General features: G+C 68.2%; 19 protein-coding genes. 12 read left to right on the top strand and 7 right to left on the bottom strand.

The window, feature by feature from the left end:
• Nucleotides 1-438: 438 nt before the first annotated feature.
• Nucleotides 439-1,650 (bottom strand): tyrosine--tRNA ligase, encoded by a 1,212-nt coding sequence (gene tyrS, locus AC5P5M_RS15655; RefSeq protein ID WP_253119852.1) that lies wholly within the window; start codon nt 1,648-1,650, stop codon nt 439-441.
• 168 nt (nt 1,651-1,818) lie between these two features.
• On the opposite strand from tyrS, the gene AC5P5M_RS15650 reads away from it, so the two are divergent.
• The gene (locus AC5P5M_RS15650) at nt 1,819-3,291 is read left to right on the top strand and encodes a M23 family metallopeptidase (RefSeq protein WP_053516486.1); all 1,473 of its coding nucleotides are present in this window, start codon (nt 1,819-1,821) and stop codon (nt 3,289-3,291) included.
• A 64-nt stretch (nt 3,292-3,355) separates the two neighbouring features.
• The gene (locus tag AC5P5M_RS15645) at nt 3,356-4,483 is read left to right on the top strand and encodes an anhydro-N-acetylmuramic acid kinase (RefSeq protein WP_459062485.1); all 1,128 of its coding nucleotides are present in this window, start codon (nt 3,356-3,358) and stop codon (nt 4,481-4,483) included.
• 128 nt (nt 4,484-4,611) lie between these two features.
• Here AC5P5M_RS15645 and AC5P5M_RS15640 read toward each other — a convergent pair whose 3' ends face one another.
• The 3 genes from AC5P5M_RS15640 to AC5P5M_RS15630 form a co-directional block, all read right to left on the bottom strand.
• Nucleotides 4,612-4,842: a hypothetical protein gene (locus AC5P5M_RS15640; protein WP_053516488.1), complete on the bottom strand. Its 231-nt coding sequence runs from the start codon at nt 4,840-4,842 to the stop codon at nt 4,612-4,614.
• 78 nt (nt 4,843-4,920) lie between these two features.
• A complete protein-coding gene (locus AC5P5M_RS15635; protein ID WP_322523087.1) occupies nt 4,921-6,225 on the bottom strand; it encodes an AmpG family muropeptide MFS transporter in 1,305 nt (434 codons plus the stop codon).
• A complete protein-coding gene (locus AC5P5M_RS15630) occupies nt 6,222-7,022 on the bottom strand; it encodes an exodeoxyribonuclease III (protein WP_053516492.1) in 801 nt (266 codons plus the stop codon). Before AC5P5M_RS15630 ends, AC5P5M_RS15635 begins: the two co-directional genes overlap by 4 nt.
• A gap of 161 nt (nt 7,023-7,183) precedes the next feature.
• Between AC5P5M_RS15630 and pyrE the strand changes: the two genes are divergently transcribed.
• The 8 genes from pyrE (at nt 7,184) to AC5P5M_RS15590 (ending at nt 16,611) form a co-directional block, all read left to right on the top strand.
• Nucleotides 7,184-7,843, top strand: coding sequence for an orotate phosphoribosyltransferase (gene pyrE, locus AC5P5M_RS15625; RefSeq protein WP_065174233.1), 660 nt, complete (start codon nt 7,184-7,186; stop codon nt 7,841-7,843).
• Between the two features lie 19 nt (nt 7,844-7,862).
• Nucleotides 7,863-8,525, top strand: coding sequence for a hypothetical protein (locus AC5P5M_RS15620; RefSeq protein WP_253119854.1), 663 nt, complete (start codon nt 7,863-7,865; stop codon nt 8,523-8,525).
• Nucleotides 8,526-8,699: 174 nt separating this feature from the next.
• A complete protein-coding gene (locus AC5P5M_RS15615) occupies nt 8,700-8,792 on the top strand; it encodes a potassium-transporting ATPase subunit F (RefSeq protein WP_053516498.1) in 93 nt (30 codons plus the stop codon).
• Nucleotides 8,793-8,804: 12 nt separating this feature from the next.
• Entirely contained in the window at nt 8,805-10,511 is a 1,707-nt protein-coding gene (kdpA, locus tag AC5P5M_RS15610; protein ID WP_495206122.1) for a potassium-transporting ATPase subunit KdpA, read from the top strand.
• Between the two features lie 10 nt (nt 10,512-10,521).
• Complete coding sequence (gene kdpB, locus AC5P5M_RS15605; RefSeq protein ID WP_495206121.1) at nt 10,522-12,579, top strand: potassium-transporting ATPase subunit KdpB; 2,058 nt, start codon at nt 10,522-10,524, stop codon at nt 12,577-12,579.
• The gene (gene kdpC / locus AC5P5M_RS15600; protein WP_459062487.1) at nt 12,576-13,226 is read left to right on the top strand and encodes a potassium-transporting ATPase subunit KdpC; all 651 of its coding nucleotides are present in this window, start codon (nt 12,576-12,578) and stop codon (nt 13,224-13,226) included. Before kdpB ends, kdpC begins: the two co-directional genes overlap by 4 nt.
• Nucleotides 13,227-13,262: 36 nt before the next feature.
• Nucleotides 13,263-15,917 carry an ATP-binding protein gene (locus tag AC5P5M_RS15595; protein ID WP_065182159.1) on the top strand — a complete coding sequence of 885 codons (2,655 nt, stop codon included), beginning with the start codon at nt 13,263-13,265 and terminating at the stop codon, nt 15,915-15,917.
• Entirely contained in the window at nt 15,898-16,611 is a 714-nt protein-coding gene (locus AC5P5M_RS15590; protein ID WP_053516504.1) for a response regulator transcription factor, read from the top strand. Before AC5P5M_RS15595 ends, AC5P5M_RS15590 begins: the two co-directional genes overlap by 20 nt.
• A gap of 38 nt (nt 16,612-16,649) precedes the next feature.
• Here AC5P5M_RS15590 and AC5P5M_RS15585 read toward each other — a convergent pair whose 3' ends face one another.
• From AC5P5M_RS15585 to coaBC, 3 genes are read right to left on the bottom strand one after another with little or no spacing between them, the layout of a single operon-like run.
• The gene (locus AC5P5M_RS15585) at nt 16,650-18,992 is read right to left on the bottom strand and encodes a phosphomannomutase/phosphoglucomutase (protein ID WP_495206120.1); all 2,343 of its coding nucleotides are present in this window, start codon (nt 18,990-18,992) and stop codon (nt 16,650-16,652) included.
• A gap of 12 nt (nt 18,993-19,004) precedes the next feature.
• Nucleotides 19,005-19,478, bottom strand: a complete 474-nt coding sequence (gene dut / locus AC5P5M_RS15580; RefSeq protein WP_053516506.1) for a dUTP diphosphatase — start codon at nt 19,476-19,478, stop codon at nt 19,005-19,007.
• On the bottom strand, nt 19,475-20,737 hold the full coding sequence (gene coaBC, locus AC5P5M_RS15575) for a bifunctional phosphopantothenoylcysteine decarboxylase/phosphopantothenate--cysteine ligase CoaBC (protein WP_065182002.1): 1,263 nt from the start codon (nt 20,735-20,737) through the stop codon (nt 19,475-19,477). Before coaBC ends, dut begins: the two co-directional genes overlap by 4 nt.
• A gap of 227 nt (nt 20,738-20,964) precedes the next feature.
• On the opposite strand from coaBC, the gene AC5P5M_RS15570 reads away from it, so the two are divergent.
• Complete coding sequence (locus AC5P5M_RS15570) at nt 20,965-21,591, top strand: response regulator (RefSeq protein ID WP_053516509.1); 627 nt, start codon at nt 20,965-20,967, stop codon at nt 21,589-21,591.
• Between the two features lie 70 nt (nt 21,592-21,661).
• Nucleotides 21,662-22,366, top strand: a complete 705-nt coding sequence (gene radC, locus AC5P5M_RS15565) for a RadC family protein (protein ID WP_065174506.1) — start codon at nt 21,662-21,664, stop codon at nt 22,364-22,366.
• Nucleotides 22,367-22,424: the final 58 nt, after the last annotated feature.

Genomic DNA, 22,424 nt, shown 5'->3' with positions numbered 1-22,424 from the left:
CTGGCAACGTATCGCTTGCTTTAAAACAATTAATAGTTGCTTGATCAAACGTCTGCAAGATGGACAGTCATCCTTCCTGCAGGCGCCTTCACAAGATACCTGCGCATACTTTCAAAGATCCGGGGAAGTGGCCTCAGCGCCATTCCCGTGTGCTGCGAAGTTTCCTTCGTAGCGAGCCGCCCATTATGCCAGACTTTTTCAGTCCGTCAACACCTTCGTTCGATCATCTCGTTCGGGGTGGTGGGCGCCCTTGTGTCGCTCAAGCCCCTTGTTGGCGGCCCCTGCGACGGGGGAGGGAAAGTATGTCCCTGTTCGCCCCATTTGTGAAGGGGGTGTGGCGACTTTTTTCATCGGATGTTGGCACCGTTCATCCGACAGGCGCCCGATGAACGGCGCCACGAGCGGCCGGGCGTGTGCCCGGCGCTTGTCCGACAGGTCTCAGGCCGCGATCAGGCGCACACGGGCGAATGTGCGCTTGCCGACCTGCAGCAGGCCTTCGAAGCCCGGCTGCAGCACCTGCTGACCATCTTCCACGACCTCGCCATCCACCTTGACGGCGCGCTCCTTGAGCTTGCGGTTGGCTTCTGAGTTGCTCGGGGTCAGCCCGGCAGCGGTCAGCAGCGCCGCGATGCGCAGGCCTTCGGCCGGAATCGCCACGTCCTGCAGCGGCAACTGGGTGATGTCGCCCTGTCCGGTCACCGCCGCTTCCCAGCCGGCAATGGCCTGCTCGGCGGCTGCGGCGTCGTGGAAGCGGCTTGCCAGCTCCCGCGCCAGGCGCAGCTTCACCACGCGCGGATTCAGACCGCCGCTGGCCACCTGCTCCCGCAGCTGCGCGGCCTCGGCCTGGCTGATATCGAAGGACAGCAGTTCGATCCAGCGCCACATCAGGGCATCGTCCACCTTCATGGTCTTGGTGACGATGTCGATGGCCGGCTCGCTGATGCCGATGTAGTTGCCCAGCGACTTGGACATCTTGTTGACGCCATCCAGGCCTTCCAGCAGCGGCATGGTCAGCACCACCTGCGGCTTCTGCCCGTGGTGCTCCTGCAGGCCACGACCCATCAGCAGGTTGAACTTCTGGTCGGTACCGCCCAGTTCGACGTCCGCCTGCAGGGCGACCGAGTCGTAGCCCTGCACCAGCGGGTACAGGAACTCGTGGATGGCGATGGACTGCTGTGCGGCGTAGCGCTTGGCGAAGTCGTCGCGCTCGAGCATGCGTGCCACGGTGTGCTGGCCGGCCAGGCGGATCATGTCGGCCGCCCCCATGCTGCCGAACCACTCCGAATTGAAGCGGACTTCGGTACGGCTGCGGTCCAGCACCTTGAACACCTGTTCCTCGTAGGTGCGGGCATTGGCCAGCACATCCTCGCGGCTGAGCGGCTTGCGGGTCAGGCTCTTTCCCGAAGGGTCGCCGATCATGCCGGTGAAGTCGCCGATCAGGAAGATGACCTGATGACCGAGGTCCTGGAACTGGCGCATCTTGTTCAGCAGCACCGTATGACCCAGATGCAGGTCCGGCGCGGTGGGGTCGAAGCCAGCCTTGATCCGCAGCGGACGGCCTTCCTGCAGGCGCGCACGCAGATCCTCGAGCTTGAGGATCTCGTCGGCACCACGGCCGATCAGGGAAAGGGCTTCTTCAATCGAGGACACGTGACTACTCCCGGCAACGCCGATTCTTGTGTGGGGGTGTTAAAGCCAAGTTAACCCGATTGGCTTCACAAAAGCCAATGGGCACAAGGGTTTGACGCGCTTTTCTCAGGTGTCTATGGTAACCGGCGTTCAGGCCCGCGCTCCCGGGCCAGCCAGGAAAAACCGCCGATGCACAACTCCGAACAAGGGCGCGCACGCAAGCAGCGCTTCCAGGAACGCCTTCACGTCCTGCACGACAACGCCCTGCATCGGAAGCTCAGGCAACATCTTCCCGCCGCCTTCAATGAGCGCTGGACCCGGCGTCACTGGATGCATGCCAGCCTGTTCGCGACCATCGGTGCGCTGGTCGCCACGATCGTCCCCGGTTTCTCGCACACCATCGACGCCCCCTACGCCGACAGCCACACCAGCCTGGCCCTGCCCTTGCCGCCGCTGTCGCTGGCCCGCCAGCAGCAGGTGCCCGGTGACAGCTGGCAGGTCCTGCGCGTACAGCGTGGCCAGACCCTCAGCGAGCTGTTCGACCAGGCCGGCATTCCGGCGACCACCCTGCATCGCGTCCTGGACCACCCCGGTGCCCGCGAATCGCTGACGAAGCTGCGTCCGGGCGCCGAGATCGCCTTCGACATGCCGCTGTCCGGCGACCTGCGCAGCATCCGCTTCGACCGCGACGGCGAGAACCGGGTCGAGCTGAGCCTGGCCGGCGACAACATCAAGGAAACCGTGACCAAGCGCGAGACCTCCACGCGCACGGTGGTCACCAGTGGTGAGATCACCAGTTCGCTGTATGCCGCAGCGCGCCGGGCCGGGCTGTCACCGTCGGCGATCGCCACCATGACCGACGACATCTTCAAGTACGACATCGATTTCTCCAAGGACCTGCAGCCGGGCGACCGCTTCAGCGTGGTGATGGATGAGACCTGGCGCGAGGGCGAAAAGGTCGATACCAGCAAGATCCTGGCAGCGACCTTCACCACCGGCGGCAAGACCTATTCGGGCTTCCGCTTCGAACGCAACGGCAAGTCCGAGTACTACGACATCAATGGGCGCTCGCTGAAGAAGAGCTTCATCCGCATGCCGATCCCGTTCGCGCGCCTGAGCTCGACCTTCGGCGCGCGCAAGCACCCGGTGCTGGGCAAGATGCGCATGCACAAGGGCGTGGACTACGCCGCCCGCACCGGCACGCCGATCATGGCGGCCGGCGATGCGCGCGTGCAGTTCGCCGGCGTGCAGCGCGGCTACGGCAATGTGGTGATCCTCGACCACGGTCGTGGCCACACCACCCTGTACGGGCACATGTCGCGCTTTGCGAACATCCGCACCGGCCAGCGCGTGGCGCAGGGCACGGTGATCGGCTATGTCGGCTCGACCGGCCTGGCCACCGGCCCGCACCTGCACTACGAATTCCGCGTCAACGGCGTGCACCGCAACCCGCTGACGGTGACCATGCCGCCGCCGGAGCCGCTCAAGGGCGCCGAGCTGGCCGCCTTCCGCGCCCAGACCGCGCCGGCGATGGCGCGCATCCAGGGCATGGAGAAGCTGATCTACGCCGACGCCAGCCCGGCGCCGACCGGTCGGGACGAGGCGGCCACGGAGGTGGCCAGCGCCAAGGACACGCAGACCCGCGGGCGCAAGCGCGGCTGAGACCTGCGTTGACGAACAAGGACGCGGCAGCCCAAGCTTGCCGCGTCCTTTTTTTTTGCGCGCCATGAGCACACCTGTCGACGCCAACACTCCCCTGTACCTGGGCCTGATGTCAGGCACCAGCGCCGACGGTATCGATGTCGCACTGGTGCAGTTTCCCGACGAGGGCGGCTGCCGCTTCGTGCATGGCCTGACCGCGCGCTGGGAGCCGCTGCTGCGCGCGCGGCTGGTGGCGCTGGGCGAAGGGGGGCCGCTGGCGTCGCTGGAGGAGCTTGGCGAACTCGATGCGCGGATCGCGATCGCCTTCGCCGACGCCGCCAACCAGTTGCTGGACGAATCCGGCGTGGACCGCACCCGGGTGCGGGCGATCGGCTCGCATGGGCAGACCGTGCGCCACCGGCCGCTGGCCGATCCGGCCTTCACCGTGCAGCTGGGCGACGGCAACCGCATCGCCGAGCTGACCGGGATCACCACGGTGTGCGATTTCCGCCGCCGCGACGTGGCTGCCGGCGGTCATGGCGCACCGCTGATGCCGGCCTTCCACCTTGGCATGCTGGGCACGGCCGACGAGGACCGGGCCGTGCTCAACCTGGGCGGCATCGCCAATCTGACCCTGATCCCGCGGGAGGGTGCCGTACGCGGCTTCGACACCGGTCCAGCCAATGCGCTGATGGATGCCTGGTGCCAGCGCCACACCGGGCGCACCTTCGATGCCGAAGGCGCCTATGCCGCCAGCGGTGTGGTGGATGGCCCCCTGCTGGCGGGCTGGCGTGCGGACCCCTGGTTCGACCTGCCCCCGCCGAAGAGTACCGGTCGCGAACAGTTCCATCTGGCGTGGGCGGAGGCGCACATGGGTGAAGGCCAGTACGCCGCTGCCGATGTGCAGGCGACCCTGCTTGAGCTGACCGTGGCGACCGTGGCCGATGCGCTGCTGGCGCAGCAGCCGCAGACACGCCGCCTGCTGGTCTGTGGCGGCGGCGTGCACAACCGGCAGTTGATGAAACGGCTGGCCGAACGGCTGCCGGCGCTGCAGGTGGAATCCAGCGCCGTGCATGGGTTGGACCCAGAGTACGTGGAAGCCATGGGCTTCGCCTGGCTGGCGCAGCGGACGATGGACGGGCTGGCGGGGAACCTGCCGAGTGTCACCGGTGCAAAGGGACCGCGGATTCTCGGCGCGATCCATCTGGCCTGAAGCGGCACCCGCCGCCGGGCATGGCCCGGCGCTACCCCCTTCGGCATCCTCCGCCGGGCATGGCCCGGCGCGCGCCCTTCGGCGACCAACTGGTAGCGCCGGGCCATGCCCGGCGGTGAGGTATCAGATCAATCGAAGCCCTGCCCGGCCGGCAGCGCCTGCAGCGCGATGATGGCCGCAGCGAGCGCATCGACCTCGGTATCGCCAAAACCGGAGCGGACCTCCAGCTCGCTGCTGAACAACCCTTGTTCCAGCAACGCCGCACAGGTCTGTTCGTGGCTCCAGCCACGGGCAACCGCGACCCGCCGGATGCGTTCCAGCAGCAGCGGGTCCAGGTCCCGCAGCACAACATCAGCCATGCTCACTTCCCCGTTCGCAGGGCACCGCCCCCTCGGCGCGTCGGGGGCGATGATCCCGCAGACCGGGCGGGCAGGCAATCAGGCGGCCGGCGGTGGCCCGCGGTCGACGATGCGCGGCCACAGCCAGACCAGCAGCAGCAGGGTCGGCACCACGGTGACCGAGCTGAGGATGAAGAACGTGCTGTAGGAGGTGGCCTCGACGATGTAGCCCGACACACCGCCGACGAACTTGCCGGGCAGGTTGGCCAGCGAGACCAGCAGCGCATACTGGGTAGCGGTGAAGTTGCGGTCCGTCAACGACGACATGAAGGCGACCAGCACGGTGCCTGCAAAGCCCTGGAACAGGTTGTCGGCACTGAGGGCGGCATAGAACGCCCACAGCTTGCCCGGGTTGTGCGCCATCAGCAGGAAGGCCAGATTGGACAGCGCCACGCCCAGTGCCGCCACCAGCAGCATGCGCCGGAAGCCAAACGCGGCCACCGCGATGCCTCCCAGGAAGGCACCGCCGATGCCCATCCACACCCCGAACAGTTTGGAGACCGTGGCGATGTCGGCCTTGTCGAAGCCGGAATCGAGGTAGAACGGCCCCGCCATCACCCCGATCACCTGGTCAGGGAACTTGAACAGGCCGACAAAGGCCAGCAGCACCAGCGCCAATGCCACGCCGTTGCGGCTGAAGAAACTTGTGATCGGCTGGACGAAGGCTTCGGCGACATCGATGCGGCGCTGCACGGCGGTGGCGGGACGCTCCGGTTCGGCGCACAGCAGCGTGGTGATGATCGGCAGCAGCATCAGGGCGGCCATCGCCAGATACGCGATGACCCAGCCTTCAAACTGGGCCAGATACAGCGCGCCGGCACCGGCCAGGATCAGGCCGATCCGGTAACCCAACGTGTAGGTGGCCGCCAGCGCGGCCTGAGCGGTCTGCGGCGCGATCTCGATACGGTAGGCATCCACGGCCGAATCCTGGGTGGCGCCGGCAAAGGACGCCACCAGCACCCACATCACCAGGGGCCAGACGCCCTGTTCGGGGCGCACGAAGGCCAGCGCGATCAGTCCGACCAGCACCATGACCTGTGATACCAGCAGCCAGGAGCGACGACGGCCGAGCCGGCCCAGCAACGGGAAGGCATACCGATCCAGCAGCGGTGCCCACAGGAACTTGAGCAGGTAGAAGAAACTGGCCAGGCTGATCAGGCCGATGCTGCCCAGGTCCAGCCCCACATCGCGCAGGCGCGTGGACAAGGTCTGCGACGCGATCAGCAGGAACGGCAGGCCACTGCCGAAACCCATCATGGCCATGGTCAGCGCCGACGGTGTACCGAAGGCGCGCTTGATTCCTGCCCAGCCTTTGTAGCTGACTGGCCTGGCCGCCTCGCTCACAGGTCGTAGTCCACGGTGAACGGGGCGTGGTCGGAGAAGCGCTCTTCGCGGTAGATCGAGCAGCCACGCAGTTTGTCGCGCAGGCCCGGCGTGATGAACTGGTAGTCGATGCGCCATCCCACGTTGTTGGCGCGGGCCGCCCCGCGGTTGCTCCACCAGGTGTAGTCCTCCCCGGTGGGATTGAGCAGGCGATACGCATCGGCCCAGCCACGACCGGCCGCCACGTCGGTGGCCTGGCCATGATCGGCGCACAGCGCGTTGAGCCAGTCGCGCTCTTCGGGCAGACAGCCGGAATTCTTCTGGTTGGACTTCCAGTTCCTGATGTCCAGCGCCGATCGCACGATGTTCCAGTCGCCACACAGCACGTAGTCGCGACCGCTGCGCGCCCACTCCTCCAGGATCGGCCGCAGCCACTCCATCACTTCGAACTTGAATCCCTGGCGCAGGTCGCCGGAGCTGCCGGACGGAATGTAGAAGGACACCACGCTGAGGTTGCCGAAGCGCGCCTCGATATAGCGCCCCTCATCGTCGAACGGCGCCCAGCCCAGCGAGGTGATGACCTGGTCCGGCTCCCGCCTGCTGTAGATCGCCACGCCGCTGTAGCCCTTCTTGGTGATGGCATCGCGGTAGAAGCAATGGTGTCCGTCGGGCCGGAACATCGGGTCGGTCAGCTGGTCTTCCTGGGCCTTGGTCTCCTGGAGGCACAGGACGTCGGCGTCCTGGGCGCGGAACCAGTCGAGGAAGCCTTTGGTCGCGGCGGAACGGATGCCATTGGCGTTGAAACTGATGATGCGCATGCGGGGACCTACGGCGGGAAACCGGGCAAGCATACCGGTTGGCTGCTGGGCTGCGCAGTCCGGCGGACGCGGCCGGACGGCCCCCCGGAAGAGCGCCGACGAGCGCGGAAGGCCCGGCTGCATTAGGATTTGTGCTCCAAATGAAGATGAATCGAGTTTTGATGAGCGACCACCGTCACCGTTTCCTGCAGCTGGCCCTGACCGCCGACGCCCTGCGCTTCGGCCAGTTCACCCTGAAGTCCGGCCGGCTGAGCCCCTATTTCTTCAACGCCGGTCGCTTCGACTCCGGCTCGCTGCTGTCCCAGCTCGGCGCCTGTTATGCCGATGCCATCGACGCCAGCGGGGTCAAGTACGACGTGGTGTTCGGCCCGGCCTACAAGGGCATTCCGCTGGCCACGGCAATGGCCTGCGAGCTGGCCCAGCGTGGCCGCGACCTGCCGCTGTCGTTCAACCGCAAGGAAGCCAAGGACCATGGCGAAGGCGGCCAGCTGATCGGCGCCGACATGAATGGCAAGCGCGTGCTGATCGTCGATGACGTGATCACTGCGGGTACTGCGATCCGCGAAGCGCTGGCCATCATCCGCGCGGCAGGCGGCACTCCGGCCGGCATTGTGGTCGCTCTGGATCGCCAGGAGATCGCTTCGGAAGCCGATCGCCGCTCCGCGGCGCAGGCAGTGGCCGAGGAAGCCGGCATCCCGGTGATCGCAGTGGCTTCGCTGGGCGACCTGCTTGATTTCGCCTCGGGAAACCCGGAACTTGTCGGCTACCGGCAGCCGCTGGAAGCCTATCGGGCCCAGTACGGCGTCCGCTCCACACGCTGACCGCCAGGGGGAAGGTCGCATGTCCCGAATTCCTGCTGTTCTCTTCACCGGCCTGCTGCTGGCCCTGCCGTTCACCGTGGCGGGGCAGTCGCGGGGCGGCGACAAGGTCGAGAAGAAGCTGTACTGCTGGAACGAGGGCCAGGAGCGGATCTGCAGCGATGCGCTTCCTGCCGATGCGGTCAACCACGCGCGCGACGAGTTCAATGCCCGCAGTGGGCTGCGCAATGCGCAGGTGCAGCGCGCGCTGACCGACGAAGAACGTGCCGCCGCCAGTACCGCGGCGGCGCAGCAGCAGCTGGACCGGATGGCCGAGCAGACCCGCCAGCGCACCGAGCAGGCGATGCTGACCACCTACGGCAGCGAAGACGACCTGCGGCGGGTGTTCGCCGAGCGCCAGGAAGTGCTCGACAACAACCTCAAGACCGCCCAGTACAACGTGGCCAGCCTGCGTGAATCGCTGGTCGCGCTGCTGTCGGCGGCCGGCGACCGCGAGCTGGCGGGCGCCAAGGTGGGCGACCCGCAGGCCGAAGCGATCCGCCAGCGGCACGTACAGCTGCAGTCGCAGCAGCGCCTGCAGTCCGGCTTCCTGCAGCAGCAGCAGGCGTTGAAGGCGGAGATCGAAAGCACCCTGCAGCGCTATCGCGAGCTGAAGGGCCTGGCGCCGGCTGCCCCGGCTGGCTGAAAACGCTCCTGCCGCCGGGCATGGCCCGGCGCTACCCGTGGCCAGGTTACGGCCTGACGCGCGGAATTTATGCAGTCTTTACGCGCCGGCCCGGTCCGCCGGGTAGTGCGTTTACGGGGCGCAGGCCGACCATGACGGCCTGAGGTGGAGGGGTTCCACCAGGACGCAATTCCCATGTCCCCCTGGCTGTCGTTGGTGTGTGGCGTGCTGGTGCTGATCGCCGCCGCCTATCTTCTGTATGTCGTGCTGCGGCCCGAGTCGTTCTGAGCGGAGCCGGCCATGATTGAAATTCTTGTCATTCTTGCTGCCAGCGTCGCGCTGGCATGGCCGCTGGGACTGTACCTGGCGCGCGTGATGCGCGGCACGCCGATGAAGGTCGACGTGCTGTTCCGTTGGATCGAAACGCCGCTGTACAAGGTCTTCGGCGTCGATCCCGCACGCTCGATGTCCTGGCGTGGCTACGTGCTGGCATTCCTGCTCAGCAATGGGGTGGTGGCGGTGCTGACCCTGGCGGTGTTCATGACCCAGGCGTGGTTGCCGCTGAATCCGGACCAGATCCCGAACATGCGCTGGGACACCGCGCTGCACACGATGATCTCGTTCCTGACCAACACCAACCAGCAGCACTATTCGGGCCAGGCGCAGCTGTCCTACCTCTCGCAGATGACCGGGATCACTGGTCTGCAGGTGGTGACCCCGATGATGGGCCTGGCGCTGGCGGTGGCCACACTGCGCGCGCTGTTCGCGCCGGCGCCGCAGTCGGCCAAAGGCAGCGCCGGCGAAGACCGCCAGGTCGCAGTGGGCAACTACTACGCCGACGTGGTGCGCCTGTGCGTGCGCGTCCTGTTGCCGCTGTGCCTGCTGTGGACACTGCTGCTGACCAGCCAGGGCGTGCCGTCGACGCTGGCGGCGGGGCCGCAGGCTACGCCGATCGATGCCTCCGCCGGCATGACGACGCAGAAGCTGCCGCTGGGTCCGGTCGCGGCGATGGTCGCCGCCAAGCAGCTGGGCGCCAACGGCGGCGGCTGGTATGGCCCGAACAGCAGCTTCCCGCTGGAGAATCCGACGCCGGTTTCGAACCTTCTCGAAGTGATCGGCATCCTGCTGGTACCGATGGCGGTGATCTTCATGATCGGGGCATTCACCGGGCGACGTCGCTTCGGCGCGCTGGTGTTCGTCTGCATGCTGGGAATGTCGCTGCTGTCCACCGGCGCCATGGTGTGGAGCGAAGGCCACAGTGCCAGTGCGGCCACGCCCCTGCTGATGGAGGGCAAGGAAGTACGTTTCGGCGCCGACGGCACCGCGTTGTGGGCGGCGGTGACGACGCAGGTGTCCAATGGCTCGGTGAACGGCATGCACGATTCGCTGGCCCCGCTGAGCGGTGGCATTGCCCTGGTCAACATGCTGGTCAGTGCGATCTGGGGTGGCATCGGCTGCGGCCTGCAGCAGTTCATCGTCTACCTGCTGCTGGGCGTGTTCCTGGCGGGGTTGATGACGGGCCGGACGCCGGAACTGTTCGGTCGCAAGCTGGAGACCCCGCAGGTGCGCCTGCTGGCCCTGCTGGTGCTGCTGCAGCCCATCACCCTGCTGGTGTTCACCGCAGTCACTCTGGCCGTGCCCGGCCTGGCCGGCACCTCCAATCCCGGCTTCCACGGCATCAGCCAGGTGTTCTACGAATACGTATCGGCCTACGCCAACAACGGGTCGGGCTTCGAGGGACTGGGTGATGCCACGCCGTGGTGGAACCTGAGCTGCTCGCTGGTGCTGCTGCTGGGTCGCTTTCCGCTGCTGGTGATTCCACTGGTGGTTGCTGCCCAGCTCGCCGCCAAGCGGCAGGCACCGGAATCAGCGGGCAGCCTGCAGATCGAAACCCCGACGTTCGCCCTGACCCTGGTGTCGGTGATCGTCATCCTGACCGTGCTGCAGTTCATGCCGGCGCTGGTGCTTGGCCCGATCGCCGACCACCTGAGCCTGGGACTGCATTGAGGACACCCCCATGAGTAGCCACGCAACCTCAACCCGTAACCCGCTTGCGTCACGCCCTGCCCTGCTCGATGCGGCCGGCCTGCGCCGCGCACTGGTCGACGCCGTACGCAAGCTTTCACCGATGCATCTGGTGCGCAGCCCGGTAATGGCGGTGGTGATGGCCGGCACGATCATCGCCGCGATCATCACCCTGACCGGCAGCGCTCCACTGGGCTTCGGCCTGGCGGTGACCGCGATCCTGCTGGTCACCGTATTGTTCGGCAACTTCGCCGAGGCCGTCGCCGAAGCACGCGGCCGGGGCCAGGCCGCATCGTTGCGCCGTGCCCGCCAGGACCTGGTGGCGCGCCGACTGGCCGCCGCGCAGCCAGGGGCCGCAGAAACGCAGGTGCCGGCCGCCGAACTGCGCCCGGGCGACCACGTCATCGTCAGTGCCGGCGAGCTGGTGCCAGCCGATGGCGAGATCGTGCAGGGCCTGGCCACCATCAACGAAGCGGCGGTAACCGGCGAATCGGCACCGGTGCTGCGCGAAGCGGGAACCGATCGCTCCGGCGTGATCGGCGGTACCAAGGTGCTGTCCGACCAAATCGTCGTGCGTGTGACCGCCGAGCCGGGCCACAGCTTCCTGGACCGGATGATCGCGCTGGTGGAAGGCGCCAACCGGCAGAAGACACCGAACGAGGTCGCCCTGACCCTGCTGCTGGCGGCGATGACGCTGACCTTCCTGGTGGTGGTGGCGACATTGCCGGCCATCGGCGCCCATGTCGGCGTCCAGGTCGATCCACTGCTGCTGATCGCACTGCTGGTCTGCCTGATCCCGACCACCATCGGCGGACTGCTGCCGGCCATCGGCATCGCCGGCATGAACCGCGCCCTGGCGGCCAACGTGCTGGCCAAGTCGGGCAAGGCGGTGGAAGTGGCCGGCGACGTCGATGTGCTGCTGCTGGACAAGACCGGCACCATCACCTACGGCGACCGCCAGGCCAGCCACTTCCATGCGTTGGCCGGGATCGACGCCAGCCAACTGCGCGACGCGGCCCTGTTGTCCTCGCTGGCCGACCCGACCCCGGAAGGCAAGTCGATCGTGCGCCTGGCACGCGAGCAGGATTGCACCACCGCCGAGCCTGAGCAGGCCGTCTACCTGGCCTTCAGTGCGCAGACCCGCATGTCCGGCGTTGACCTTGCCCATGGCCGGCAGATCCGCAAGGGTGCGCTGGATGCGATCCGCAACCATGTGCAGGCGCTGGGAGGCGTGGTGCCGGCCGAGCTGGGCGGGCGCGTCGAACAGGTCGCCCGCAACGGCGCCACGCCGCTGGTGGTGGCCGAAGGTCGCCATGTGCTGGGCGTGATCGAACTGTCGGACGTGGTCAAGCACGGCATGCGCGAGAAGTTCGCACAGCTGCGGGCGATGGGCATCCGGACGGTGATGATCACCGGCGACAACCCGCTGACCGCGGCCGCCATCGCTGCCGAAGCCGGCGTCGACGACTACATCGCCGAAGCCCGGCCCGAGGACAAGCTGGCACGCATCCGCCAGGAACAGGCCGGGGGCCGTCTGGTGGCGATGGTCGGCGATGGCACCAACGATGCGCCGGCGCTGGCCCAGGCCGACATCGGGCTGGCCATGAACTCCGGCACGCAGGCCGCCAAGGAAGCCGGCAACATGGTCGACCTGGATTCGGATCCAGCCAAGCTGCTGGCGGTGGTGGAAGTAGGCAAGCAGCAGCTGATCACCCGCGGCGCGCTGACCACCTTCTCGCTGGCCAACGATGTCTCCAAGTACTTCGCGATCCTGCCGGCGCTGTTCGCCGCGGCGGTACCCGCGATGGCGGCGCTGAACGTGATGCAGCTGTCGAGTCCGCGCAACGCGGTGCTGGCCGCGCTGATCTTCAACGCCCTGGTGATTCCCGCTCTGATTCCGCTGGCTCTGCGGGGCGTGCGCTTCCGCCCGGCCACGGCCACCGCGCTCCTGCGCCGGAACATGCTGGTGTACGGCCTGGGTGGCGTGCTGCTGCCGTTCGCGGCGATCAAGGCGATCGACCTCCTTCTTGTCCTGGTATCCGGCTCATGAACCGCTCTGCTTCCACTTCTTCTTCCCTTCCGCGCGAAGCAAAGGCCGGATCCCGCATCGCCCACCTGCAGGACGACGCCAGCTGGCGCCCGGCGATCGGCCTGGGTGTGGCGACCCTGCTGCTGGCCGGTGCGGTCTACGCCGGCATCGCCACCGGTTTTGCCGGCCTGGCGTACCCGATGCAGGCCGAAGGCAGCCTGCTGCGCGATGGCAGCGGCCAGGTGCGTGCGTCGGCGTGGCTGGCGCAGCCGTTCGCTGGCGATGGCTACTTCCAGGCGCGGCCATCGGCCGCCAACTATGACCCGATGGCGGCGGCCGGCTCCAACCTGGCACGCAGCAACCCTGCGTTGACCGAGCGCGTCGCCGCAAGCACGGCTGCGGTCGCAGCGCGCGAAGGCGTCGCACCGGACCAGGTGCCGGCGGACCTCGTCACCCAATCCGGCGGCGGGCTCGATCCGCAGCTGACGCCGGCGGCGGCGCAGTTGCAGGTGGCCCGCGTGGCGCGTGCCCGGGGCCTGCCGGTGGAACGTGTGCAGGCGCTGCTGCAGGCCCACACCGAGGGACGCCAATGGGGTCTGTTCGGCCAGCCGCGGGTGAACGTGGTGACGCTGAACTTCGCGCTGGACCACGCAGCCGCCAGGCCGTGATGCGATCGTGCACCCGCTGCGCGCACAATGGCCGCCATGACTGACCTGCGAACCCGCCAGGCCGACGCCCTGGTGGAAGGCCTGCAACGCGAAGCCGGTGGCAAGCTGACGGTATTCCTCGGCGCGGCGCCGGGCGTGGGCAAGACCTACACGATGCTCAACCGCGCGCAGGAACAGCTGCGCCGGGGGGTCGACCTGGTGGTGGGGCTGGTGGAGACGCATGGCCGTGCCGATACCCAGGCGTTGCTGGAAGGACTGCCACGGCTGCCGCTGAAGGACGTGGCCTACCACGGCCACGCCCTGCAGGAAATGGACCTGGATGCCGTGCTGGCGCGGCGCCCGGCGCTGGTGCTGGTCGACGAACTGGCACATCGCAATGCACCGGGCAGCCGCCACGAGCGACGCTGGCAGGATGTCATGGAGCTGCTGGATGCGGGCATCGATGTCTGGACCACGGTCAACATCCAGCACCTGGAAAGCCTCAATGACGTGGTGATGCGCATCACCGGGGTGCGGGTCAGCGAAACCGTGCCGGACGGTGTGCTCGACCGCCTGCACGACATCGTGCTGGTGGACCTGCCGCCACGCGAACTGATCGCCCGCCTGCAGCAGGGCAAGGTGTACGTGCCGGAGCAGGCGGCACAGGCACTGCAGGCGTTCTTCTCGCCGGCCAACCTGACCGCACTGCGCGAGCTGGCCATGCAGGAAGCTGCTGATCGTGTCGACAGCAGCCTGCGCGAGACCCGTGCCGCACGCGGCGAGGGCAACCTGCCGCTGCGCCGCGGCGTGCTGGTGGCGATCGATGGTGGCGGGCAGAGCGAGTATCTGGTGCGGGTCGCGCGCCGCATTGCCGAACGGCGCGATGCGCCGTGGACGGTGGTGACGGTGCAGGGACGACGCCAGGACGAAGCGACCCGACGCGAGATCGACGCGGCGTTCGCGCTGGCACGTCGCCTGGGCGGCGATGCCGAACTGCTGCATGGCTCCAGCATCGCCGATGCCCTGCTCGACCACGCCGCGCACAACGGTGTCTCGACCCTGGTGCTGGGCCGCACCCGCGAGCGGCCGCTGGCACGGATGTTCAACCGCACCCTGACCCAGCAGCTGATCCAGCGCGGTGCGCACTACGAAATCACCATCATCAGCACGCCGCAGGCACGTGCGCGTTCGCGCCGCGAAGGCCTGTTGCCGCCGGCGCGCGGCATCAACCACGAACCACTGCAGGCCCTGCTCGCCACCGCGCTGGCCTGCCTGGTCGCGTGGCTGGTTGAACGCTGGGTGGGCATGGCCGACCTGTCGATGGTGTTCATCGTGGCGGTCGTGCTGGTCGCAGCCCGCACCCGCGCCAGCGTGGCGGTCATGGCCGCGATCCTGTGCTTCCTCGCCTACAACTTCCTGTTCATCGCACCACGCTTCACCTTCGCCATCGGCGCACGCCAAGGCGTGATCACCGTGTTCCTGTTCCTGGCAGCGGCACTGGTGGCCGGGCGCCTGGCATCACGGCTGCGCATGCAGGTGATCGCCCTGCGGGCCGCCAACCGGCATGCGCGCGCGCGGCAGCAGCTGGGGCGACAGCTGGCCAGCGCTGCCGGCGATGGCGAGGTGGCACTGGCCGGCCGCCATGCGCTGGAGCAGGCGATGGACGTGCCGGCATGGCTGCGGATCGGCGTGGACACCACCGCCGGCGGCCGCACCCTGCCCGGCGACACCGACCTGGCTGCCGCCGACTGGGCACTGCGCCACGGCCAGCCCAGCGGGCGTTTCACCGATACGCTGGCCGGCGCGCAATGGTGGTTCCTGCCCCTGCTTGATGGCGAGGACCGTGCAATCGGCGTGGCCGGCCTGTATCTGCCAGGTGCACGCCTGCTGCCCGAGCAGCGCCAGCTCGCCGAAGCGATGGTGGACGACATTGCCCAGGCGGCATTGCGCACGCGGCTGGTGGCCGAGCTGGAGCGGGCGCACGTCAGCAACGAGACCGAGCGCCTGCGCTCTGCTCTGTTGTCTTCGGTATCGCACGATCTGCGCTCGCCGCTGGCGGCGATGATCGGATCGGCCGACAGCCTGGCCAGTTATGGCACGGCGATGGACGTGGCTGACCGCCGCGCGCTGCTGGACACCATCCTGGTCGAAGGCGAACGGCTGGACCGCTACATCCAGAACCTGCTGGACATGACCCGGCTGGGCCACGAAGGCCTGAAGATCAACCGCGACTGGATCGGGGTGGACGAGTTGATCGGGTCGGCCGCGCGACGGCTGCAGCGCTACCAGCCCAACGTGAGGCTGGAACTGGATATCCCGCCGACCCTGGCGCCGATCTGGGTGCATCCGGCGCTGGTCGAGCAGGCGGTATTCAATGTCATGGAGAATGCGGCCAAGTTCTCCCCCGCCGATGCCGCGGTACAGGTGCAGGCGCGCGAACTGGACGGCCAACTGCGCATCGACGTGATCGATGCCGGTCCCGGCATCCCCGACGAAGAGCGGGCACGCATCTTCGACATGTTCTACAGCGTCGAGCGTGGCGACCGTGGCCGCCATGGTACCGGTCTGGGCCTGACCATCTGCCAGGGAATGATCGGCGCGCATGGCGGCAGCGTGCAGGCGCTGCCGGGACGTGACGGTCGCGGTACCCTGATCCGCATCACCCTGCCCCTGCTCAAGCCAGCCTCCCACGATGAGCCCGACCCCGATTGATGCGAGCGTACCGGCCCCGCGCGTGCTGGTGATCGATGACGAGACCCAGATCCGCCGTTTCCTGGATATCAGCCTGCGGGCGCAGGGCTATCAGGTCAGGCAGGCCGCGACCGGCCAGGAAGGCCTGCAGCTGGCTGCCAGCGAGGACATGGACCTGGTGATCCTGGATATCGGCCTGCCGGACATGGAGGGCCACCAGGTGCTGGAGCAGCTGCGGCAATGGAGCCAGGTCCCGGTCATCATGCTGACCGTACGTGCCGGAGAAGCGGAAAAGGTGCGGGCGCTGGACAACGGTGCCAACGACTATGTGACCAAGCCCTTCGGCACGCAGGAACTGATGGCGCGGGTGCGCGCGCTGTTGCGGACACGCAGCGTGCCGACCGATGGCACGCCTCCGGTATTCGACGACGGCCATCTGCATGTGGACCTGGTGCGCCGGGAGGTGGCGATCGCGGGCGAACCGGTGGCGCTGACCCGCAAGGAGTACGCGCTGCTGTCGCTGCTGCTGCGCAATGCCGGCCGGGTGGTCACCCAGCCGCAGATCCTGCAGGAGATCTGGGGACCCACCCACCAGCACGACACGCACTACCTGCGCATCCTGGTGGGCAAGCTGCGGCACAAGCTGGGCGATTCGGCGCTGGATTCACGCTACCTGTTCACCGAACCTGGTGTCGGATTGCGGTTCAAGGGGTGAGGGTGTGCCGACCAACGGTCGGCACCCGCCCGGATCGATCAGAACCCCAGCGGGGTGTCGCCGACGATCGGCTGCAGCTGGCTGCGGAACAGTGCCTGGATGCGCTCCAGCGCCGCCTCGTCCTCGCCCTCGAAGCGCAGCACCAGTACCGGGGTGGTGTTGGAGGCGCGCACCAGTCCCCAGCCGTCGGGGAAATCCACACGCAGGCCGTCGATGGTCGACAGGCGGCCACCCACATACGGGTTGTCCGGCGACTGCGCTGCCGCCACCAGCATCGCCACCAGGGCGTGCGGCGTACCCTCGGACACCGGCACCTTCAGCTCCGGTGTGGCCACCATCTCCGGCAGTCCGGACAGCACCTCATCCGGGGTTTCCTCGCCCTGGGCCAGGATCTCCAGCAGGCGCGCGGCGGCGTACAGCCCGTCATCGAAGCCGAACCAGCGTTCCTTGAAGAAGAAGTGGCCGCTCATCTCGCCCGCCAGCTCGGCGTCGGTCTCGCGCATCTTCGCCTTCATCAGCGAGTGCCCGGTCTTCCACATCAGCGGGCTGCCGCCGTTGCGCAGCACGTGGTCGGACAGCTTGCCCGTGCACTTCACGTCGTAGATCACCATCGCCCCGGGATTGCGCATCAGCACATCGGCGGCGAAGAGCATCAGCAGGCGGTCGGCGTAGATGATCCTGCCCTCGCCGGTGACCACGCCCAGGCGGTCGCCGTCACCGTCGAAGGCCACGCCGAGATCAGCGCCAAAGCGTTTGACCGTCTGTACGAGGTCCTGCAGGTTGTCCGGCTCGCTGGGGTCGGGATGATGATTGGGGAAGGTGCCATCAACATCGCAGTAAAGCGGAATCACCTCGGCACCGATCGCTTCCAGCAGCTGCGGGGCCAGCGCACCGGCAACCCCGTTGCCGGCGTCGGCCACCACCTTCAGCGGGCGGTCGAGCTGCACGTCGTCGGCGATCCGCTGGATGTAATCGGCGCCGACATCGCGCTGCTGGTAGTCACCCGGTTCGGCCGCCTGCACAAGGCGACCCTCGACGATGCGCTGGTACAGGCCGGTGATGGCATCGCCGGACAGCGTTTCGCCGCCGATGACGACCTTGAAGCCGTTGTACTCGGGAGGATTGTGGCTGCCGGTCACCGCCACGCAGGTGCCGGTACGCAGGTGGAATGCGGCGTAATAGACGACCGGCGTGGGCGCCAGGCCGATGTCGATGACCGCGCAGCCGGCACGGCGCAGGCCTTCGGCCAGGCCGGCTGCCAGCTCGGGGCCGGACAGGCGCCCGTCACGGCCGATCACCACCTCGCGCAGGCCCTGTTCCAGCGCAGCGGTACCGATGGCCTGGCCGATCAGCGCGGCGGTCTTTGCCGTCAGTTCGCTGCCCACCACACCGCGGATGTCGTAGGCCCGGAAGATGCCCGCTGCCAGCGCTTCCGCCGGGACCGGCGGCGGAGGGGCCACTGTGGCGTCGGCGGCAGCTTCGGCGACCTGCGGTGGCGCCATCTGCAGGCTCTCGCGCAGCGTCGGGCCCTCATCCACCTCGACGGCGGACGTGCGCCGCGGCAGCGGCAGGCGCTTCGGCAGGCGATCGCGACCGACCAGCAGCAGCACGGCGATGAAGGCCAGCAGCAGCGCGACGATGCCGCTGGCCAGCGCGCCCAGACCGAGCGGGCCGGGTTCGACGTTGGGCACGGCCGCTGCCAGCCGCAGCGGGGTGCCGGCAATCGGCCTTGCCTGCGCCTCGGCGATCTGCGCCAGGCCGGAATCGCCCTGGGTGACCAGATCGTGCGTGCCCTGGCGCAGGCCGAGGAAACCACTGGCAGGTGCGCGGATCTGATCCAGCGGCGCGGTCAGGCGCAGCAGCGGCTGACGGACGTAGACCACCGCCGCCCCCAGACTGCCCAGTTGCACCGGCGCAGCCAGGCCGAGGCGGTTGCCTCCCCCATCGCGGACCACCCGCAGGCTCGGCCGGTCCTCGCCCAATGCCTGCTCCAGCAGGGCCAGGCGCGCATAGCCAAAGGTGGCCGGATCGGCGTAGGCAGCGGCCAGGTCGGCGCCCAGCACCTCCACCCGCTCCACGCCGGACCAGCTCTCGCGCAGGGCCAGCGCAGCGGCGGACGCATCGCCGGCCTGCAGCGCCTGCTGCAGGCGCTCGTTCTTCAACTGCTGCTGCAGCTGCTGCAACTGGCCACTGGCGGCCTGTTGCAGGCCCTGCACGGCCTGGTCACGCGCCTCTTCCAGCGCCTTGCCACCTGCCTCCTGGCGCCACTGCTGCACGGCGCTCCAGCCGAACCAGCCGGCCAGCAACACGAGCAGCACTGCCAGCAGCGGTGCGCTGCGCCCCAACGACCGTCCCTGCTGCCTTTCCCCGATGCCGCTCATCAATGTCCCCCGTCAACGCACCCCGGTATGGCCGAATCCACCCGTTCCCCGCACGCTGTCGGTGAAAGTATCCACCACCTGCAGGCTGACGCGGGCAATCGGAACCACCACCAGCTGCGCGATGCGGTCACCCGGCTCGATCGTGAAGGCCTCGCGGCCCCGGTTCCAGACGCTGATCAGCAGCGGACCCTGGTAGTCGGCGTCGATGAGGCCGGTGCCGTTGCCGAGGACGATGCCGTGGCGATGGCCCAGGCCCGAACGCGGCAGGATGACCGCGCACAGGTGCGGATCGGCAATGTGGATGGCCAGGCCACTGGGAACCAGCGCGGTATCGCCCGGCTGCAAAGTCAGCGCGGTGTCCAGCGCTGCGCGCAGGTCCATGCCGGCACTGGCCTCGGTGGCATACGCCGGCAGCGGCCAGCTGTCGCCGAAGCGCGGATCGAGCAGTTTGACCTGCAACGGTTGCGATGAAATCACCTGGGTCATGCCTGAAGTCTCCGCGCGATCAGCGCCAGCAGTTGTTCGGCCAGCTCGCGCTTGGAGGTCGCCGGGAATACCTGTTCGCCATCCTGCCAGAAGGCCGTGGCGGCGTTGTTGTCACTTTCGAAGCCACCGCCACTGATGCCGACCTGGTTGGCGATCACCAGATCCAGGCGTTTGTCGACCAGCTTGCCACGCGCGTACTTCTCCACGTCGTGGGTTTCGGCGGCGAAACCGACCACCAGCTTCAGCGACTGCGTCTGCGCGGCCACCTCGGCCAGGATGTCCGGGGTACGCACCAGTTCGATCACCAGTGACTGGCTGTCGGCGGTCTTCTTCAGCTTCTGCGGCGCCACCTGCCGTGGGGTGTAGTCGGACACGGCGGCGGCACCGATATAGATGTCGGCCGGCAGCGATGAGAGCACGGCGTCGCGCATCTGTGCGGCCGAGCGCACATCGACGCGCTGCACGCCGACCGGCGTCGGCAGCTGCACGGGACCACTGACCAGCACCACCTGCGCCCCCATCGTCGCCGCGGCCGCGGCCAGTGCGAAGCCCATCTTGCCGCTGCTGCGGTTGCCGACGTAGCGCACCGGGTCGATGTCCTCGTAGGTGGGTCCGGCGCTGATCAGCACACGCAGTCCCTGCAGCGCGCGGGTTGCCGCGGGCGCGGCAGGCGCCACGGCATTGCCGTTGGCCGCCAGCGCGGCAACGATGTCACCCGGCTCGGCCAGCCGCCCCGGGCCGGACTCACCCTCGGCCAACGGCCCGTCGACCGGTCCGATCACCTGCGCGCCCCGCTGGCGCAGCAGTGCGACGTTGGCCTGCGTGGCCGGATGCAGCCACATGCGATGGTTCATCGCCGGACACACGGTCAGCGGCGCGGTACTGGCCAGGCACAACGTGCTGACCAGGTCGTCGGCGTGACCATGGGCCAGCCGCGCCAGCAGGTCGGCGGTGCCCGGTGCGATCACGATGCGGTCGGCCCAGCGCGCCAGCTCGATGTGGCCCATGGCCTGTTCGGCGGCGCTGTCCCACAACGTAGTGCGGGTCGGCTGCCCGGACAGGGCCTGGAAACTGAGCGGGGTCACGAACTGCTGGGCGCCGGCAGTCATCGCCACCTGCACCAGCGCCCCGGCATCGCGCAGCCGCCGCACCAGTTCCAGGGCCTTGTAAGCCGCAATCCCGCCGCCGACACACAACAGCAGTTTCTGGCCTTCCAGCGCGCCGGCCGGCGCGGGGGATGCGTTGGGGGAGTCAGCCACCTGGAATTCCTGTGCAAACGAGGGCGCTAGCTTACCCGATGGTCGGTAATGTCCCGATGCACAGCGCACATAGCTGGCAGCTATCAGCAGATGGAACTTCCACTACCGCAGTTCCCGGGTTCACCCGCCGATGATTCGGAACTTTCCTATACCCGTGCCCGGGTCGGCTTTGCAGAATCGGTACTGGCCACCTCCGGTGCGCCGCTCCGCTTCCCCGAGGATCCCGCGTGCAACCGCGCATCATCATCGCCGACGACCATCCGGTTGTACTGCATGGCATCCGTATCGTGCTGGAGGCTCACCAGATGCAGGTGGCCGGCAGCGCGGCCGACGGTGCCCAGCTGCTCGACCTGCTGCAGCGTGAAACCTGCCATGCCGTCCTCACCGACCTGTCCATGCCCGGCGTCGGCCCCGACGGCCCTGCGCTGCTGGGCGCACTGCGCGAGCGTCATCCGGGCCTGCCGGTGGTGGTGCTGACCGGAGCGCGCCACCCGGGACTGCTGGACAGGCTGCTGCGCGAAGGCATCGATGGCCTGGTCGACAAATGCGCCGGCTTCGCCGAGCTGCCGATGGCGCTCGCGGCAGCCATGTCCGGCCAGGTCTTCGTCTCACAGCAGCTGCGTCATCACCTGCAGTCGCGCGACCTGCTGTTCCAGCGCACACCGGTCTCGCTCTCCGCGCGCGAGCAGGAAGTCCTGCAGCTGCTCGCCGAGGGCCTGAACATCAACGCCATCGCGGCCCGCTGCGGCCGCAGCCCGAAGACGATCAGCCGGCAGAAGGCCGAGGCCAAGCGCAAGCTGGGACTGCAGAGCAACCAGGAACTGTTCGACTACCTGAAGACCGTGCGCGATTGAGGCATCGGCTGACGGTCATCGGCGGCAAGCGCCGATGGGAGCGCCGGGCGCCGCTGGCGATGATGCAGGCATGCCCATCCATGACTGGCCTGAACAGGAACGTCCCCGCGAGAAGCTGCTGGCGCGGGGCCCCACCATGCTGTCCGACGCGGAGTTGCTGGCGCTGTTCCTCGGCTCCGGGGTCGGCGGCCGCGATGCCGTGCAGACCGCACGCGACCTGCTGCACGCGCACGGTCCGCTACGGGTACTGCTGGACCGGCCTGCCGGCGAGCTGGCACGGCTGCCCGGGCTGGGGCCGGCCCGCAGCTGCACCCTGGCCGCCGGCCTGGAACTGGCCCACCGGTACCTGGCCGCCGAACTGCAGCACGGCGAAGCAGTTGGCGACAATCCCGGGGCGGTGGGGCGCTACCTGCAGCACCGTCTGCGCGGGCAGGCCCGCGAACTGTTCCTGGTGCTGTTCCTGGACAACCGCCATCGGCTGATCGCGTGCGAGGAACTGTTTGCCGGAACCCTCACCGCAGCGGCGGTCTATCCGCGGGAGGTCGTGCGGCGCGCCCTGCAGCTCAATGCCGCCGCCGTGATCATCAGCCACAACCACCCGTCCGGCGACCCGGAGCCATCGCCGGCCGACGCGCGCATCACCGAGGAGCTGCAGCAGGCCCTGGCCCTGGTCGACATCCGCCTGCTCGACCATTTCGTAGTGGGCGAAGGCCGTCCTGTTTCGTTTGCTGAACGTGGCCTGCTGGGCCAGCGCCAGGCCCGCCTGTTCGGCTGAGCCCGGCCCCCCGGCCGACCCCGGGGGGACCGCACAGGCAGGCAACGGTCAGCGTGGC

The sequence above is a fragment of the Stenotrophomonas sp. YJH_SMC_106-19 genome (assembly GCF_059368375.1).
Note: the sequence above shows the minus strand (reverse complement) of the source record. Positions and strands in the feature narration are given on the sequence as shown.

Excerpts from the sequence above, each read along its gene's own strand:
- AC5P5M_RS15650 (WP_053516486.1), top strand. The coding sequence starts at position 1,819 with ATGCACAACTCCGAACAAGGGCGCGCACGCAAGCAGCGCTTCCAGGAA.
- AC5P5M_RS15645 (WP_459062485.1), top strand. The coding sequence starts at position 3,356 with ATGAGCACACCTGTCGACGCCAACACTCCCCTGTACCTGGGCCTGATG.
- AC5P5M_RS15640 (WP_053516488.1), bottom strand. The coding sequence starts at position 4,842 with ATGGCTGATGTTGTGCTGCGGGACCTGGACCCGCTGCTGCTGGAACGC.
- AC5P5M_RS15630 (WP_053516492.1), bottom strand. The coding sequence starts at position 7,022 with ATGCGCATCATCAGTTTCAACGCCAATGGCATCCGTTCCGCCGCGACC.
- pyrE (WP_065174233.1), top strand. The coding sequence starts at position 7,184 with ATGAGCGACCACCGTCACCGTTTCCTGCAGCTGGCCCTGACCGCCGAC.
- AC5P5M_RS15620 (WP_253119854.1), top strand. The coding sequence starts at position 7,863 with ATGTCCCGAATTCCTGCTGTTCTCTTCACCGGCCTGCTGCTGGCCCTG.
- AC5P5M_RS15615 (WP_053516498.1), top strand. The coding sequence starts at position 8,700 with ATGTCCCCCTGGCTGTCGTTGGTGTGTGGCGTGCTGGTGCTGATCGCC.
- kdpA (WP_495206122.1), top strand. The coding sequence starts at position 8,805 with ATGATTGAAATTCTTGTCATTCTTGCTGCCAGCGTCGCGCTGGCATGG.
- kdpB (WP_495206121.1), top strand. The coding sequence starts at position 10,522 with ATGAGTAGCCACGCAACCTCAACCCGTAACCCGCTTGCGTCACGCCCT.
- kdpC (WP_459062487.1), top strand. The coding sequence starts at position 12,576 with ATGAACCGCTCTGCTTCCACTTCTTCTTCCCTTCCGCGCGAAGCAAAG.
- AC5P5M_RS15595 (WP_065182159.1), top strand. The coding sequence starts at position 13,263 with ATGACTGACCTGCGAACCCGCCAGGCCGACGCCCTGGTGGAAGGCCTG.
- AC5P5M_RS15590 (WP_053516504.1), top strand. The coding sequence starts at position 15,898 with ATGAGCCCGACCCCGATTGATGCGAGCGTACCGGCCCCGCGCGTGCTG.
- AC5P5M_RS15585 (WP_495206120.1), bottom strand. The coding sequence starts at position 18,992 with ATGAGCGGCATCGGGGAAAGGCAGCAGGGACGGTCGTTGGGGCGCAGC.
- dut (WP_053516506.1), bottom strand. The coding sequence starts at position 19,478 with ATGACCCAGGTGATTTCATCGCAACCGTTGCAGGTCAAACTGCTCGAT.
- radC (WP_065174506.1), top strand. The coding sequence starts at position 21,662 with ATGCCCATCCATGACTGGCCTGAACAGGAACGTCCCCGCGAGAAGCTG.